The sequence below is a fragment of the Pseudomonas sp. PS02290 genome (assembly GCF_029960075.1).
Taxonomy (GTDB): domain Bacteria; phylum Pseudomonadota; class Gammaproteobacteria; order Pseudomonadales; family Pseudomonadaceae; genus Aquipseudomonas.
Genome location: NZ_JASCOY010000105.1, coordinates 1 through 15,420, shown reverse-complemented (window position 1 = coordinate 15,420; position 15,420 = coordinate 1). Strand labels below are relative to the sequence as shown.

The following is a 15,420-nucleotide window of genomic DNA, read 5'->3' as shown; positions in this document are numbered from 1 at the left end:
GGGTGCAGGCTGAACGCAGGTCTCGCGGAGTGGGCCGAGCGGCATGGATGCCGCGAGAGCCGCCCCCCGCCATGGATGGCGGATGGCGGCGGGCCCACGGAGCGAGACCGGAGTGAAGGAACCCTGACGAAGGAAGGGCCAAACCGAGAGCAAGCACCCTTGGTTACTTGGGGTGCTTTTCCAAGTAACTCGCCGAAGGCGAAACGTCTGCCCCCAGGCAGACGCCCTTGATCTTAAGGACGTTGAACCAGATCACGCCTTCCAAGGCGACCGCCGAATAATCTCCACAAAATTCAGCGGCTTGAACGTCGGATCCTCATCCACCAACACATCCGCATTCACCGTCCCGAACGTCGTATCAGGCTTATGCCGAAACCCATCAGCAAACGCACACAAAATGCACCCCTTGAAATCCTCCCCGCGCGGGTGAGCATGGGTCACCACCTCCCGCTGCTCATCGCTGAACTCCCCATAATTGATCCCCAACACATCCATCTCCACGCCCGCCGTCACCAACGCCACGTTCGGCCGCAAATGCTCCGGCACGCCCGGCGTCGTGTGCAGCGCAATCGACAACCACACCTGCTCCACATCCCCCTCGGACAACCCAAAGGGCTGCATGAACGCCCGCGCCGCATTGGCCGAATCCACCTCGAAACGCAGGTCCGCACTGCGATGCCGCTCCACCAGCCCCACGTCATGAAACATCGCCCCGACGTATAGCTGCTCGGCGTCATATTTCAGCCCCTTGCGCTCCCCCGTCAGCGCCCCCCACAAAAACACCCGGCGCGAGTGATGAAACAGCAAATCGTCCTCCTGCTCGCGGATGTACTCGGTCGTAGCGCGGGCCAGCGCGCTGTCGGGGATCTTGATGCCAGCAATTGATTGAGTCATGGGAAGTCTCTCCAGCGGCCGCACCGGTGTGGCGCGTTGAAGAGAAGTCTGGGCGACGGCGCATACCGGCTCAATCGGCGCGCGGTCTCGTTCTCTGCCAAACGTGCATCGTTTACTGCCAGCCCACCTGCGGTTTACCAGATTGCTGCGGACCGCCCGCCTGACCTCGGATAAACTCTGCGCCGTTGCAGTGCGCTACGCCTCAAAAAGCGCTTTAAAAAGTGCCCTCAAAGCGCGCCATCAGAGCCCGCCGATCAAAGCATTCCTGCACCCCACACCTGATGTATCGAAAACAAGGAGCCCCCGTGTACAAGGGCGTTGCGTTATCGGTCATGGCCTCCTGCCTGTTCGCGGTCATGTACTACTACACCTCACTCCTCACGCCATTGAGCGGTGAAGAAATCTTCGGTTGGCGCATGCTGCTGACCCTGCCCTGCGTGACCCTGTTCATGCTCTCCAGCGGCGACTGGAAACTGGCCCGCGCCCTCGGCGTCCGGGTGCGCCAGACGCCTGCATTGCTGGCGGGCATGGCGCTGTCGGCGACGTTGATGGGCGCGCAGCTGTTGCTGTTCATGTGGGCGCCGCTGCACGGCCGCAGTCTGGAGGTGTCGTTGGGGTATTTTCTGCTGCCGCTGACCATGATCCTCACCGGACGTGTGGTGTACGGCGAGCACCTGTCGCACCTGCAGAAAATCGCCGCCTGCTGCGCGCTGGTTGGTGTGGGCAACGAGCTGCTGCGCCTGGGCAGTTTTTCCTGGGAAACCCTGGTCGTCTGCCTGGGTTATCCGCTGTACTTCGTGCTGCGGCGCAAGCTCAAGACCGACAACCTCGGCGGTCTGTGGTGGGACATGCTGCTGATCCTGCCCGTCGCCGTGGTGTTCATCTGCCAGGGCAACCCGTCGGTGGTGGAACAATTCCCACGCTTCTATGTGCTGATTCCGGTGTTGGGGGCGATCAGTGCGTTGGCACTGGTCAGCTACATTCTCGCCAGCCGCCTGCTGGCGTTCAGCGTGTTCGGCCTGCTGAGCTACGTCGAGCCGGTGCTGCTGGTCGGTGTCGCCCTGCTGCTGGGCGAATCCATCGGCCGCGACGAATGGATGACCTACCTGCCCATCTGGCTGGCGGTCATGGTCCTGGTGGGGGAAGGCGCCAAGCATGTGTTGGCCCAGCGCCGACGCAACAGCGTTTGAATTGAAGTTTGCGGGTGAGCAGGGTTAATGACCGAACCGCGCCAGCTGCATCTCCTGCAAGCGGCTCAGCGTGCGTCGAAACGCGAACGCCAGATAGCCTTCGGTGTACAGCTCGGCCATCGGCATCGCGGCTTCGATGTACAGCGGCACCTTGCGGTCATAGCACTCGTCCACCAGCGCAATGAAACGCCGCACGCCATCGTCATAGGGCGACAGCTGCGGCAGTTCGCGGTCCCCCGCGGTGACCTGTTCAACGCCATCCTCGGTACCACGGGCAATGCGCCCCTCGCGCTGGGGTGCGCTCAACGCCGGCACTTCACTCAACAAGACCGCTTTGTAGCGATCGCACAGCTCGATGAAATCCATCGCCGCCAGCGGTTGCTCGCACACGTCGGCATAGCGGCACCAGATCACCGTTCGACTGCTGCGCACCACCGGCACATGGCGACGACCCAGCGGCACCGGCTGAATCGACACCGACTCACCGCTGCTCAGCGCTTCGAATACCTCCACCAACGCGCTCGGCCCCTGCTCCGTCTTCACCCAGTAGCGCTGCTGCGCCTGACCGGGATGCAGCCGGTGGTCCTCGCCGCCGTCGACCGAGACCACCTCCATGAACTGGTTGATCGCCGTGATCGCGGGCACGAAACGCTCGCGGTTATGACCAGTGGCGTACAGCTGTTCGGGCAATTGATTGGAGGTGCAGACCAGCACCACGCCCTCATCAAACATGGCGCGCAACAGGCCGCCGAGAATCACTGCGTCGCCGATGTCGTTGACGAACAACTCGTCGAAACACAACACGCGCACGTCCTGGGCCAGTTCCCGGGCCAGCACCTGCAGCGGTTTGGCCACGCCGGTGAGCTGGAACAGGCGTTGATGCACCCAGCGCATGAAGTGATGAAAATGCTGGCGCCGGGCCGGGACCTGCAGGCTGTCGTAAAAACGGTCCATGAGCCAGGTCTTGCCGCGCCCCACCGGGCCCCACAGGTAAACGCCTTTGACCGCGCCGCCGCGCTTGCCGTCGATCAGCGCCTGCCAGCACGCCTGCATGTGCAGCGCGGCATTGCGCTGCGCCTCGTCCGGCTGAAAACCCTGGGCATCAACGGCCTGCTGCCAGGCTTCAAGTGGAGACAGAACGGTCATCGAAACGCTTCATTCGGCAGTGGAAGATTGATCGTGGCGTCTGGAATAAGAGGCGCCCAGCAGATAGAAACAGCCGCCGGCGATGATGAAGGCCGCCAGCATGTAAAACATGAAATGCGCCGACTGGGTCGCCAGGGCGAAACCGCACAACACCGGCCCCAGTGCGCCGCCGAGGTTGGAGAGGTTCTGCGCGCCGTAATACATGCCGCGCAAATGGGTCGGCGCGATGCGGTCGATGAACATGTACTCGGCCGGGAACACGATGATCTCGCCGAGGGTGAACACCGCCACCGCCAGCGACCAGTGCAGCACCGTGGTCGAAAGCGCAAACCCGACCACGCCCATCAGGAACAGGCTGAAACCTGCGGTCAGCCACTGATTCAGGTACTGATGGCTGATGCGTTTGCCGACCAGGTACTGCAAGCAGATCACCACCGCCGCGTTTACCGCGACCACCGAGCTGATGACCTGATAGGTGAATTCCGGCGTGCTGGTGGTGACCAGGTATTGCGACAGGTACGCGGTGAACTGCCCGAACACCACCGCGCTGAGCACGCCGCCGACGGTGAAGCACACCAGCCGGTAGTCCTTGAGCAGGATGCGTCCGACGGCGATGAAGGAAACTGGCGCATTGGCCGGGTCCGCTGAACTCAGCTTGCGGTCCCCGTACATTGCGTAGACCAGCAAGAAGCCCAGGCCCAGCGCCGCCGACATCACAAATGGCAGCTTCATGTTCCAGTGGGCCAACCCGGCGCCAATGAACGGCCCGACCGCATAGCCGATGTTGATCAGCGTGTATCGCACCGAGAAGACTTTGCTCTGATCGCCCACCGGCAACAGCTTGCCGAACGCGGCCTTGACTACGATATCGATGACCGAATACGCGAAATTGAACGACACCAGAAACAGGAAAAACAGCCACAGCTTGCTGGTCACGCACATGCCGATGAAGCCGGCGACGAAGAACCCGGTGAAGCACAGAATCAACCGGTAGCTGGACAGTTTGTCGGTGAGGTAGCCGCCGTACAGGCTCAGCAACGAGCCGACAATCAGCGCCCCGCCGACGACCATGCCGATGTCGCTCATGCTCAGGACGAAATTCGAAGACAGGTAAATCACCAGATACGGCAGGGTGATCGCCCTGCCCAGCGTCAGAAACAACGACGACGAAAGCAGGAGATTGACTGAAGCCGGGTAGTGTCTGAGCGCAGCGAGCATCCGTGTTCTGTCCTTGATGACGTGCCGAGCCTTGATCACAGGACTCGGCGAGCTGTTTGAGTCAAACATCGTTACACAATCGGCCGCGACAGGACACCTGAAGAATGAGTGAACCTGGCAGGGTGCGGCATTTCCCCAACTGGCCGTCTGCGTTCACATTCCGTAACATCCCCTCCTTTTGCACGCCGCCCGCTAGGTACTCAATGAAACCCGCCCGTCTTCGCGCCGATGTCCTCGCCGGACTCACCACCTCTTTCGCTCTGGTGCCCGAGTGCATCGCCTTCGCGCTGGTCGCGCACCTCAATCCACTGATGGGCCTATACGGGGCCTTTATTATCTGCACGCTGACCGCGCTGTTCGGCGGGCGTCCCGGCATGGTCTCGGGTGCGGCGGGTTCGATGGCCGTGGTCATCGTGGCGCTGGTGGTGCAGCACGGCGTGCAGTACCTGCTGGCGACGGTGTTGCTGGGCGGGTTGGTGATGATCGCGTTCGGGCTGCTGCGCCTGGGCAAACTGGTGCGGATGGTGCCGTATCCGGTCATGCTCGGGTTCGTCAACGGCCTCGCGATCGTCATCGCCATGGCGCAGCTGGAGCATTTCAAAAGCGGCGAAACCTGGCTCAGTGGTACGCCGCTGTACCTGATGATTGGCCTGGTGGCGATGACCATGGCGGTGGTGTACCTGCTGCCGCGCCTGACCCGATCGGTGCCGCCGGCGCTGGTCGCCATCCTCGGCGTCGGTCTGCTGGTGTATCTGTTCGACCTGCCGACGCGCACCCTCGGCGACATGGCGCACATCGCTGGCGGACTGCCGGCCCTGTCGCTGCCGGACGTGCCGTGGAATCTGGACACCCTGCGCATCATCGCGCCCTACGCGATCCTGATGGCGCTGGTCGGCCTGCTGGAAACCCTGCTGACCCTGAACCTCACCGATGAAATCACCGAAAGCCGCGGCTACCCCGACCGCGAGTGCGTCGCCCTCGGCGTGGCGAACCTGGCGTCCGGCCTGTGCGGCGGCATGGGCGGCTGCGCAATGATCGGCCAGACGGTCATCAACCTCAGCTCCGGCGGCCGCGGTCGCCTGTCGGGCATCGTCGCCGGCGTGATGATCCTGATGTTCGTGCTGTTCCTGTCGCCCCTCATCGAGCGCATTCCGCTGGCGGCGCTGGTCGGCGTGATGTTCGTGGTGGCCCAGCAGACTTTCGCCTGGGCCTCGCTGCGGGTGCTGCGCAAAGTGCCGCTGAACGATGTCTTCGCAATCATCGCCGTGACCATCGTGACTGTCCTCACCGACTTGGCCACGGCAGTGCTGTTCGGCATCCTCATCGCGGCGCTGAACTTCGCCTGGCAACAGGCCCGCGAGCTGTACGCCGACAGCCACATCGAGCCCAACGGCAGCAAGATGTATCACCTCCACGGCACGCTGTTCTTCGCCTCCACCACGCCATTCCTCGATCAGTTCGATCACCTCAACGATCCGCAGCAGGTCACGCTGGATTGCCGTCATCTGATCTTCGTGGACTATTCGGCGATCGCCGCGCTGAAAACCCTGCGCGAGCGGTATCAAAAGGCGGGCAAGCACCTGCGCGTGGTGCATCTGTCGGAGCGTTGCAAAAAACTGCTCAAGCGCGCGGGCGTGCAGCACGCTTGAGGCGAGTCACCCGCCGAAGGATGCGCGGCGCAGGGCGTGACGGCTCGGCACTGCGCGTCAGGTAACTGGCGCAGGGCTCATCCAGCGACGAGGGCTCGCCACTTTTCTGCGCACCGGCCAGGAATTTGTTCCAAAAAGACTCACTTTTTGTACACAACCCGCCGCGCAGTCTTTTCATAATCATCCGCAACGCCCTCACATTCAGGCCCCAAGTGGCGCAAGGCCAGCCGCCCGGGGCAAGTTGACCACTTGATCAGCTCCGTGGCCCGGTAATTGCTCATGGCAAGCCATCAGCACTGTTCCGTTCTGGTTGTGCGCTTTGGTTTTGCGGAGTTTTCTATGCCTGTCTGGCGAAAGAGTATTCAGTGGCAGCTGACATTGAGCATGGGGGCCGCGTTGGTGATCAGCAGCCTGATCGTGATCGCCATCTACGCCTTCGCGCTGAACAAACTGACCGACCGCTACCTGTTGCAGCAGGCGATGCCAGCCAGCGTCGACGCGATCCGCAACGATCTCGAACGGTTACTGGCGGCGCCTCTGACGGCAGCCAGCGACATCGGTGACAACACGCTGGTCTCCGAATGGCTCGCCAACGGCGAGGATGCCGCCCAACAGCCTGCATTCATTCGTTATCTGGCGAAGGTGCAGCAACAGCACAACGCGCTGACGACCTTCATCGTCGCCAAGGACAGCGGCCACTACATCACCAACAAAGGCGCCGATCGCACCCTCCAGCGCGGCCCGGCGGAGAACGGCTGGTTCTACGGGTTTCTCGACAGCAACAAGCAGCGCTCGCTGGAGATCGATATTGATGCCACGACCAAGGTGCCGACGCTGTTCATTAATCAGCGCATCGAGCACAACGGCACCGTGGTCGGCGTGGCCGGACTGGGTTTCAGCATGAGCGCGCTGTCGCAGATGGTCCGTGACTTCCACTTCGGCGAGCACGGCCAGGTGTATCTGGTCAGCCAGGACGGACAGGTCAAAGTCCACCCGAACGCCGAGCTGAACGATCGCCAATCCCTCACCCAATTGGTGGGCGACGCCGCAGCGCGCAACCTGCTGGCAGGTAAAGGAAACGGTCAGGCGCTGGAATTCGAACGCAATGGCGAGGCGTACGTGGCGGTCGCCAAACCCGTCGCCTCGCTGGGGTGGACGCTGGTGAGCGAGGTGCCACTGGCCGAAGTCTATGGCCCGGCCAAGGATGCGTTGCGGACCATTTCGGCGATCAGTCTGGCGGTGGTGTTGTGCTTCCTCGGCTTCGTCGCCTGGATTGCCCGCGGCATTGTCCGTCCGATCCAGCAGGTGACGACGGCGCTGGTGGACATCGGCGGGGGCCAGGGCGACCTGACCCGACGTCTGGATGACAGCCGTGCGAACGAGCTGGGCGATCTGGCCCGTGGCTTCAATCGATTCATCGAAAGCCTGCGTTTGCTGATCGGCGATGCGCTCAGGACCAGCGAGCAATTGCGCCACAGCGTGGTGGACGTCACCCGCGTGGTCGACAGCACTTCAACCCGTGCGATGCAGCAACAGCAGATGACTGACATGGTCGCCACCGCCGTTCATGAAATGGGCCTGACCGTGCAGGAAATCGCGCGAAATGCGGGCGCCGCTGCCGACGTCTCGCGTAGTACCCATCAGGAAGCGATGTCCGCGAAAAAGGTGGTGGGTGAATCCCTCGGGCATATTCAGAGCATGTCCGACGGCGTCGGCACGGCGGCTGGCGCGGTGGAAACCCTGGCGACGCAGATTTCCACCATCGATCAGGTGCTGAGCGTCATTCGCAGCATCTCCGAGCAGACCAATCTGCTGGCGCTGAACGCGGCCATCGAAGCGGCCCGTGCCGGCGAGATGGGCCGGGGCTTCGCCGTGGTCGCCGATGAAGTTCGCACCCTCGCCGGCCGTACCCAGAGCGCTACCTCGGAGATCCAGCAAATGATGGGCGAGCTCAAGAGCGGTGCCGACCAAGCCGTCACCTCGATGCGCGCCGGACAAGCGGCCACCGGCACCGGCGTCGAAGCCAGCCGTCGCACCGGTAATTCGCTGGATGCGATTGCCGGCCATGTCGAAGAACTCACCGATCGCAACCAGCAGGTCGCCGCCGCCACCGAGGAACAGAGCACCGTGACGGAAGAGATCAACCGCAACGTGCAAGGCATTGCCGACCTGGCCCAGTCAACGGTCAGCGATGTCAAAGCCTGCCGGGAAGATTGCCTGAAGCTGTCGGAACAGGCCGAACACCTTGGGGCGCAGATGGCGCGCTTCCGTCTCTGAACACGGTCACGGTGCGCAGGCGCGCAAAATAGCCTCGGTCGCCACCACCTGCGCGTACTCACCGTGCAGGTTGGCCAGCGACATGGCGTGGATGTCCTCGGCAGTGCGTGGCTGACCGAAGAAGTCCGCGCCGTCGAAGGTGAAGCAGGCGTCATGGGGCACGATGACCTCGAAACCGAGGTTGCCGCCGGCGCGCGCGGTCGACTCCACGGAATTGTTGGTCACCACGCCGACGATCACCACCTGATTGATTCCGTCCGCACGCAACCAACCCTCAAGTGCCGAATGGCAGAACGCATCGGGCACCTGTTTGTGCAGCTCGCCTTCGTCGTCCCACGGCATAAACGCCGGTTGAAACTCGACACCTGATTGCTGCGGCCAGAACACCGAGTCCGGTGAGCGGGAGAAATGCCGCACATGAATCACCGTTCGCCCGCTGTCGCGCCAGGCGCTCAGCAGTTCCAGCATCCGCTGCTCGGCGTCAGGGTTGTTGCGCCGCCCCAGCTTGGGGTGGTTGATGCCCTGCTGCATGTCGATGAGGACCAGCGCGGCTTTCGGTTGGATGTCCACTGCTCTTCCTTTCATGACTGGAGGGGCGTACCCCGCTTTGCTGATTGTTTGACGCTGAATTCACTGTGACCGCGCTCCTACGGGGCTGCGTCAGCGGCTATTGTTTGCCTAATTAAACGGCACTGAAATGCTGCGCCCATTGCTGTTCGGCGAACTGCTCGATGATGAAGTCGACGAATGCACGGGTCTTGCCCGGCAGTAGCTTGTGCCCACTGTAATAGATGGAAATGTTGCCGTCCTCGACATACCACTCCGGGAGCACCCGTTGCAGCGCACCGCTGCGCAGGTACGGCAGGGCAAACGGCATGCTCACCAGCGCGACGCCCAGACTTTGAGTCGCCGCGCGGCAAGCAGCCTCGGAATCGCTCAGGGTCATGCGCACCTTCATGCGCAATGGGCTTTGCTCATGGCTGCGATGGCTCAACGGCCAGGACCGAATCCGCCCGGTTTGCGGCGAACGGATCAGAATGCCGTCACAGTCGTGCAAATCGTCCGGGTGCGTGATGCCTTCGTGGGCGTCCACCCATTCCGGCGACGCCACCAGCACGCGGTGAGCGGGCGCCAGGTTGCGCGCGACAACGCCCTGGGGCAGATCGAATCCACCGCCGATGGCGGCGTCAAAGCCTTGGCCGATCAGGTCCACCTGCCGGTTATCGAAATGCCAGTCGGGGGTGATGGCTGGGTAACGCAGCAGAAAATCGGCCAGCAGCGGCACCACATATAGGCAGCCGAACATGGTGCCGACGCTGACTTTCAACGTGCCGGCGGGACTGCCCTCGGCGCTGGCCAGGTTGGCGACAGCGTTCTGGATGGTGTTGAGGCTGGCGCTGACTTCGCCGAGAAACCGATGGCCCGCTTCTGTGAGCGTCAACTTGCGCGTGCTGCGCTGGAACAGTCTCACGCCCAGCTTCGCCTCAAGTTTGGCGACGCTCTTGCCCACGGCAGCGGGGGTCAGGCTCAGGCGCCGCGCCGCCTCGGCAAAGCTGCCGACCTCGGCACTGCGCACGAAGCATTCGATGCTGCTGAAGTTTTCCATCGCACTCACTCACAACTTCCGGTTTACACAGACTATCTCGATTACCGGCTACCGCGCGGGTAATCGTCGGCAGATACTCGTGCCCATCCACCCACTCCTCACATTCACCGGAGATCGACATGACGCATCCCACCAATTTGATCGGCAAAACAGCACTGGTCCAAGGCGGCTCACGCGGCATCGGCGCTGCGATCGTCAAACGGCTGGTCGAACAAGGCGCAGCAGTGGCCTTCACCTTCGTCAGCTCGGAAGCCAAGGCGCAAGAGTTGCAGGACAGCATCACCGCAGCCGGCGGCAAAGCCCTGGCCATCAAGGCCGACAGCGCCAACGCCGAAGACATCCGCAGCGCCGTCGCCAAGACCGTTGGAACGTTCGGCGGCCTCGACATCCTCGTCAACAACGCCGGTGTGCTGGCCATTGCGCCGCTCGAAGCGTTCACCCTCGAAGATTTCGACCGAACCCTGGCCATCAACGTACGCAGCGTGTTCATCGCCAGTCAGGAGGCGGCGCGACACATGAAAGAGGGCGGTCGCATCATCAACATCGGCAGCACCAACGCCGACCGCATGCCCTTCGCCGGTGGCGGCGTCTACGCCATGAGCAAGTCGGCGCTGGTCGGCCTGACCAAAGGCCTGGCCCGCGACCTCGGCCCGCGCGGCATCACCATCAACAACGTCCAGCCCGGCCCGGTCGACACCGACATGAACCCGGCCGACAGCGACTTCGCCGAAACACTGATGGGCCTGATGGCCATCCCTCGCTACGGCAAGTCCGAAGAAATCGCCGCCATGGTCGCCTACCTCGCCGGCCCCGAAGCGGGCTACGTCACCGGCGCCAGCCTGACCATCGACGGCGGCTTCGGCGCCTGATCCCAGCGCTCTCGCCTTCAACGCAAAGCCCCGGACCTTTATGAGCACAAGGGGCTGCGCGCTTTTTGCTTAACCGCATGAAAATTCTGAAAAAAAGTTTTGCCTTCGCCAAAGCTTTCGACTACATTAGCGCGCCTCGACAGACTGAACGTCTGAAGAGATACGGTGAAGTGTCCGAGTGGCTTAAGGAGCACGCCTGGAAAGTGTGTATACAAGAAATTGTATCGAGAGTTCGAATCTCTCCTTCACCGCCACATTAAAAAGATCCCCGCAGCGCTTATGGCGTGCGGGGATTTTTGTTTGTGTCTCTCGACAAATTTCGTCTATGTGGGAGTGAGCTTGCTCACGAAGACGGCATGTCGACCGCCAGATCTTCTCCGGCCAAAACTTCTCTTCGCGAGCAAGCTCCCCCCCAGTTCCTGCATCGACTGGTAGACCAGTGATGTGTCTGCTCTTGCCCCGAGCCACCCCACCCAGCAAACGACCACGTGACCCCACCCACCGGACTAACTAGAATCGTCCCGCGTTGATTTTTCCACGCAAAGCGTCGGAAAAATCGCCATTTGGGTGTCTGAGCAGCTAAGGTCTACCCGTCGTACTGTGTGAATGAATTCAATTCCCGTACACGACTAGCGCTACACACAAAAAAACAGTCCGTATTCCGGCCCCCATTGCGCACCCGCGAGAGACACACGCAGGGTGCGAATTCGCAGGAGAAGGTGATGAATGGCATCGGTAAACGTTTGCGCCAAGAAAGAAAACGTCTGAAATTGACACAAAGCGCACTGGGCGCCATCGGTGGCGTGGAAGCCAACGCTCAGGGGCATTACGAAAGCGGGCAGCGACTGCCCAGGGCAGATTATCTGTTCAAGATCGCCGCCGCCGGCGTGGACATTACCCGCGTCGTCACGGGAGTAGAGGCCTCGGCCCGCGTTGAATTGCCCTCGTTTTCGACGATGCAGACCCATGAAGAGTCGGAGAGTGAAGCCGATCTCGACAGCTCGGAAAGCATGGTGAAAATCATCAGCCAATTGCGCCAGAGCCTGTGGATCACGGCGAATGCGTTGTGCGAAGTGACCCGACTGGTTGACTCCGAAGCGCCGCGCTCGAGCGCCGATCATGTCGAAGATCACCTGAAGGTGTTGCAGGGCGACGCTGACATGTTCGCGGCCCTGGCGTTGGCGAAAGTCCAGAAAGCCGCCCACGAAACCCACTGATCCCGATCAGGGTCACTGACAACTGCACCTCTCGGATGGTAGCCTTGCGCCATCCAGGGAGGTTTCGATGAGCAGATTTCCAGTAATGTCCGCAGCGTTCATGACGTTGCTCTTGTGCGGCATGGCAAATGCCGACGTATTCAAGTGCGTCGCCGCCAATGGCGCGATCAGTTTCGCCCAAAGCCCTTGCCCGACCTACGTGGGCGAATCCACAGCTCTGCGCCCGCCTCCGTCTCGACTTTCCAGCGAATGGGAGGAGACCGACTTTCCCTATCGCCTGAACAAGAACGCTACCGAGATTTTGCAAGTCAGCCGGCGCAGAAAGTTGATCATCACCAACGAGCGTGAAATTGCCGACCGGCTGCAAAGCATCCGCCCGCCTCCCCCTGGCCTGCCCTCGACGTGCGTCGCCCCTCGCTATGAAAGCGCCTGCTTCGATCCTTCCGGCGGCCGTGTTCGTCAGCCCGTCAAAAGCGGCCTGATGAAGTCCTCAGGAAACTGACTGCGCCGCCTGCTTACTGCTCGCACGCGAATCGCGGCTTGTCGCTTAAGGCTTGCCACTCACCATTACTTCTCAATTTTCTGAACTAAGTTTTTACCGGCGCCGATGTGACGCCCCGTGAGAGCTGCTTACAGTCGGGCCCCATCGCCAGAATCACAAAAACGAGCCGGCCATGACCTCCACCGACACCCGCCACGACGCCGTTCAACACGCCGCACAAGCGCTGATCGACGCGTTCGCCCGCAACGACACCGAGGCCTACTTCGCCGCATTCGCCGAAGACGCCACCTTCCTCTTTCACACCCTCCCCGACCCCCTGCTGTCCCGCGCCGCTTACCGCGATGTGTGGGCGGGCTGGCAGGCCGACGGCTTTGCGGTGCTCGGTTGCCAATCGCGCAACGTGCACATCAGCGTCCAGGGTGATGTGGCGATTTTCATGCACGACGTCGACACCCACGTCCGCTTCGGCGATGAAGAAAGCCATTTCAGCGAGCGCGAAACCATTGTCTTTCGGCACTATGGCGCGCGCTGGCTGGCCTGCCACGAACACCTGTCGGTGAAAACGGGCTAGCCCGGACGTGCCATCAAATGGCGAGCGGCCCTGAGAGGCTGCCGCCCGCACAACCACTGCTTGACCTGATTCATGGTCGCAATGCCGACCACTGCCAATGCCACGATCGGGTTCACCGGTCGAGACAACGGGCCAGCGCTTGTGCGCCGGCCTTATAACAACACGACAGCGCGCAGGAACATCCCATGGCTCACCCCACCACCACGATCGAAACCTTCGGAGTCGAACAGATCCCTGACCATCAGCGCGACGCTGCGCCCCTCGACCTATTTCGTCTGACCTTCGGCGGCGCCAACACCTTCGCCACCGCGGTGCTCGGCAGCTTTCCGGTGCTGTTCGGCCTGTCGTTCCAGGCCGGCGTCTGGGCCATCCTGCTGGGGGTCGTGCTCGGGTCGATCATCCTGGCGCCAATGGGTTTGTTCGGCGCCCTCAACGGCACCAACAATGCGGTTTCTTCCGGCGCGCACTTTGGCGTTCACGGCCGCATTGTCGGCTCGTTTCTGTCACTGCTAACGGCGGTGGCGTTCTTCTCGCTGTCGGTCTGGAGCTCTGGCGATGCGTTGATCGGCGGCGCCAAACGCATGGTCGGCCTGCCGGAAAACGACATCACCCTAGCGCTGGCCTACGGCGTTTTCGCCGTGCTGGTGCTGGTGGTGTGCATCTACGGTTTCCGCTTCATGCTGTGGGTCAACAAGATCGCGGTGTTCGCTTCAAGCCTGTTGTTCCTGCTTGGCCTCTTTGCGTTTAGTGGCAGCTTCGATGCGGGCTTCGCCGGCACGGTCAATCGGGGCAGCGAGGGCTTCTGGGCGGCGTTCATCGGGGCGGCGCTTCTGGCGATGAGCAATCCGGTGTCGTTCGGTGCGTTTCTCGGGGACTGGTCGCGCTACATCCCACACCAGACATCGAAAAAACGCATCATGGCGTCGGTGTTTCTGGCACAGATCTGCACGCTGATTCCGTTTCTGTTCGGGCTCTGCACGGCGACCATCGTGGCCACCCAGGCGCCGCAGTACATCACCGACAACAACTACGTCGGCGGCCTGCTGGCAGTATCACCCAGCTGGTTCTTTCTGCCGGTGTGCCTGATCGCGATCATCGGCGGGATGTCGACCGGCACGACGTCGCTCTATGGCACCGGGCTGGACATGTCGAGCATGTTTCCGCGCCTGCTCAATCGTGCCCAGGCGACAATTCTGATCGGCATCGCGGCCATCGCTTTCATCTTCATCGGCCGTTTCGCGTTCAATCTGGTGCAAAGCGTCTCGACCTTCGCGGTGCTGATCGTCACCTGCACCTCGCCGTGGATCGTCATCATGGTGCTCGGCCTGATCGTTCGCCGTGGCTTCTATCACCCGGCGGACCTGCAAGTGTTTACGCGGGGTCAGAGCGGTGGCCATTACTGGTTCGAACACGGCTGGAACTGGCGCGGCCTGGGCGCGTGGCTTCCGAGCGCGGCGGTGGGCCTGTGCTTCGTCAACTTGCCGGGGCAGTTTGTCGGTCCGTTAGGCAATCTGGCGGGCGGCATCGACATCAGCCTGCCGATCACCCTTGGCCTGGCGGCGCTGCTGTACATCACCTTGCTGCGCACTTTTCCGGAACCGGTTGGGGTGTATGGCCCCCACGGCCCTCACCCGCTGCTGGGTGATAACGCACACCGCAATGTGAAGAAGCCGATGGCGATCGGTTGATATTCCGACGCCGTTGACCGAGGGCTCGCTGCAAAGCGGGCCCTTTTTGTTCGGCGGCCTGCGCACGGGGCTACCCCGACCGACGGGGCGTGTGCCGCTGGCGCCAGTGATTTACATCACGCACAATCGCCCCTCACCTCAGCATCCCACCCACAGCAACACGTCAGCTCGACCCACAGGAGATCACCCCCGCATGAACGCAAACGACTGGACCGAAGCTGCCTTGGCGAAGTACATCGTGACCAATCCGATGTTGCAGGCTGAGATCCAGGATTTGAGCCCGAAAGAGCAGCAACAGCAGACCCTCTGGGCCTTCGAAGACGAAGCCGAAAATCTGGGCATCCCGACCTGGGAGCTGGCGCTGACTTTCATTGCCGAAACCCCCGAGCAGTTGAAGGAGTTGCGCCTTGCTGCACACAAGGAAGCGGCCGAGGCACTGGACATGGACTGGGAAGAGTACTGCGAACTGAACGAAGTCGAGGTTTAACCGCGCCCTCTCCGCTTGATCTCAGGGTCGCCAGGCCTGGCGCCCCGCCCCCTGACTTGCCAGTCATCCTTTGCGCTTTACCTTGCCCTGCCGGGGGGGTTACGTC

At 62.0% G+C, this 15,420-nt stretch carries 14 protein-coding genes, 1 tRNA gene and 1 pseudogene; 11 read left to right on the top strand and 5 right to left on the bottom strand.

Translation table 11 applies throughout. The features are described 5' to 3' along the window. Positions 1–252: 252 nt before the first annotated feature. Positions 253–894 (bottom strand): HD domain-containing protein, encoded by a 642-nt coding sequence (locus QMX88_RS25650; RefSeq protein ID WP_282373067.1) that lies wholly within the window; start codon positions 892–894, stop codon positions 253–255. A gap of 305 nt (positions 895–1,199) precedes the next feature. On the opposite strand from QMX88_RS25650, the gene rarD reads away from it, so the two are divergent. Beyond that, positions 1,200–2,084 carry an EamA family transporter RarD gene (gene rarD / locus QMX88_RS25645; RefSeq protein WP_282373066.1) on the top strand — a complete coding sequence of 295 codons (885 nt, stop codon included), beginning with the start codon at positions 1,200–1,202 and terminating at the stop codon, positions 2,082–2,084. Between the two features lie 24 nt (positions 2,085–2,108). Here the strand turns inward: rarD and zapE are convergent, their stop codons facing one another. Beyond that, positions 2,109–3,230, bottom strand: coding sequence for a cell division protein ZapE (gene zapE / locus QMX88_RS25640; RefSeq protein ID WP_282373065.1), 1,122 nt, complete (start codon positions 3,228–3,230; stop codon positions 2,109–2,111). A 9-nt stretch (positions 3,231–3,239) separates the two neighbouring features. After that, positions 3,240–4,448, bottom strand: coding sequence for an MFS transporter (locus QMX88_RS25635; RefSeq protein WP_282373064.1), 1,209 nt, complete (start codon positions 4,446–4,448; stop codon positions 3,240–3,242). 203 nt (positions 4,449–4,651) lie between these two features. Between QMX88_RS25635 and QMX88_RS25630 the strand changes: the two genes are divergently transcribed. The 3 genes and pseudogenes from QMX88_RS25630 to QMX88_RS29880 all read left to right on the top strand — a co-directional run bounded on the left by QMX88_RS25630 (position 4,652) and on the right by QMX88_RS29880 (position 8,374). Further along, a complete protein-coding gene (locus QMX88_RS25630) occupies positions 4,652–6,097 on the top strand; it encodes a SulP family inorganic anion transporter (protein ID WP_282373063.1) in 1,446 nt (481 codons plus the stop codon). 279 nt (positions 6,098–6,376) lie between these two features. Beyond that, positions 6,377–7,516, top strand: a pseudogene (locus QMX88_RS29885) (HAMP domain-containing protein); the annotation flags it as partial. 105 nt (positions 7,517–7,621) lie between these two features. Next, on the top strand, positions 7,622–8,374 hold the full coding sequence (locus QMX88_RS29880) for a methyl-accepting chemotaxis protein (RefSeq protein ID WP_442969493.1): 753 nt from the start codon (positions 7,622–7,624) through the stop codon (positions 8,372–8,374). A gap of 6 nt (positions 8,375–8,380) precedes the next feature. Here QMX88_RS29880 and QMX88_RS25620 read toward each other — a convergent pair whose 3' ends face one another. After that, complete coding sequence (locus QMX88_RS25620; protein WP_282373061.1) at positions 8,381–8,944, bottom strand: cysteine hydrolase family protein; 564 nt, start codon at positions 8,942–8,944, stop codon at positions 8,381–8,383. Between the two features lie 112 nt (positions 8,945–9,056). Beyond that, positions 9,057–9,980: a LysR family transcriptional regulator gene (locus QMX88_RS25615; protein ID WP_282373068.1), complete on the bottom strand. Its 924-nt coding sequence runs from the start codon at positions 9,978–9,980 to the stop codon at positions 9,057–9,059. A 119-nt stretch (positions 9,981–10,099) separates the two neighbouring features. Between QMX88_RS25615 and QMX88_RS25610 the strand changes: the two genes are divergently transcribed. The 7 genes from QMX88_RS25610 (at position 10,100) to QMX88_RS25580 (ending at position 15,314) form a co-directional block, all read left to right on the top strand. Next, on the top strand, positions 10,100–10,849 hold the full coding sequence (locus tag QMX88_RS25610; protein ID WP_282373060.1) for a 3-oxoacyl-ACP reductase family protein: 750 nt from the start codon (positions 10,100–10,102) through the stop codon (positions 10,847–10,849). Between the two features lie 164 nt (positions 10,850–11,013). Next, a tRNA-Ser gene (locus QMX88_RS25605) sits at positions 11,014–11,103 on the top strand. A gap of 468 nt (positions 11,104–11,571) precedes the next feature. Next, positions 11,572–12,066 (top strand): helix-turn-helix domain-containing protein, encoded by a 495-nt coding sequence (locus QMX88_RS25600; RefSeq protein ID WP_192175023.1) that lies wholly within the window; start codon positions 11,572–11,574, stop codon positions 12,064–12,066. Positions 12,067–12,151: 85 nt separating this feature from the next. Beyond that, on the top strand, positions 12,152–12,568 hold the full coding sequence (locus tag QMX88_RS25595; RefSeq protein ID WP_282373059.1) for a DUF4124 domain-containing protein: 417 nt from the start codon (positions 12,152–12,154) through the stop codon (positions 12,566–12,568). A gap of 172 nt (positions 12,569–12,740) precedes the next feature. After that, complete coding sequence (locus QMX88_RS25590) at positions 12,741–13,139, top strand: YybH family protein (protein ID WP_282373058.1); 399 nt, start codon at positions 12,741–12,743, stop codon at positions 13,137–13,139. A 185-nt stretch (positions 13,140–13,324) separates the two neighbouring features. Next, on the top strand, positions 13,325–14,827 hold the full coding sequence (locus QMX88_RS25585) for a purine-cytosine permease family protein (RefSeq protein WP_282373057.1): 1,503 nt from the start codon (positions 13,325–13,327) through the stop codon (positions 14,825–14,827). 193 nt (positions 14,828–15,020) lie between these two features. After that, positions 15,021–15,314, top strand: coding sequence for a DUF6388 family protein (locus tag QMX88_RS25580; RefSeq protein WP_122537871.1), 294 nt, complete (start codon positions 15,021–15,023; stop codon positions 15,312–15,314). Positions 15,315–15,420 lie beyond the last annotated feature (106 nt).

Bases quoted from the DNA above. Each gene is read 5' to 3' on its own strand.
- QMX88_RS25650 (WP_282373067.1), bottom strand. From the start codon at position 894: ATGACTCAATCAATTGCTGGCATCAAGATCCCCGACAGCGCGCTGGCC.
- QMX88_RS29880 (WP_442969493.1), top strand. From the start codon at position 7,622: ATGCAGCAACAGCAGATGACTGACATGGTCGCCACCGCCGTTCATGAA.
- QMX88_RS25590 (WP_282373058.1), top strand. From the start codon at position 12,741: ATGACCTCCACCGACACCCGCCACGACGCCGTTCAACACGCCGCACAA.
- QMX88_RS25580 (WP_122537871.1), top strand. From the start codon at position 15,021: ATGAACGCAAACGACTGGACCGAAGCTGCCTTGGCGAAGTACATCGTG.
- QMX88_RS25630 (WP_282373063.1), top strand. From the start codon at position 4,652: ATGAAACCCGCCCGTCTTCGCGCCGATGTCCTCGCCGGACTCACCACC.
- QMX88_RS25610 (WP_282373060.1), top strand. From the start codon at position 10,100: ATGACGCATCCCACCAATTTGATCGGCAAAACAGCACTGGTCCAAGGC.
- QMX88_RS25635 (WP_282373064.1), bottom strand. From the start codon at position 4,448: ATGCTCGCTGCGCTCAGACACTACCCGGCTTCAGTCAATCTCCTGCTT.
- QMX88_RS25615 (WP_282373068.1), bottom strand. From the start codon at position 9,980: ATGGAAAACTTCAGCAGCATCGAATGCTTCGTGCGCAGTGCCGAGGTC.
- zapE (WP_282373065.1), bottom strand. From the start codon at position 3,230: ATGACCGTTCTGTCTCCACTTGAAGCCTGGCAGCAGGCCGTTGATGCC.
- QMX88_RS25595 (WP_282373059.1), top strand. From the start codon at position 12,152: ATGTCCGCAGCGTTCATGACGTTGCTCTTGTGCGGCATGGCAAATGCC.
- QMX88_RS25600 (WP_192175023.1), top strand. From the start codon at position 11,572: ATGAATGGCATCGGTAAACGTTTGCGCCAAGAAAGAAAACGTCTGAAA.
- QMX88_RS25585 (WP_282373057.1), top strand. From the start codon at position 13,325: ATGGCTCACCCCACCACCACGATCGAAACCTTCGGAGTCGAACAGATC.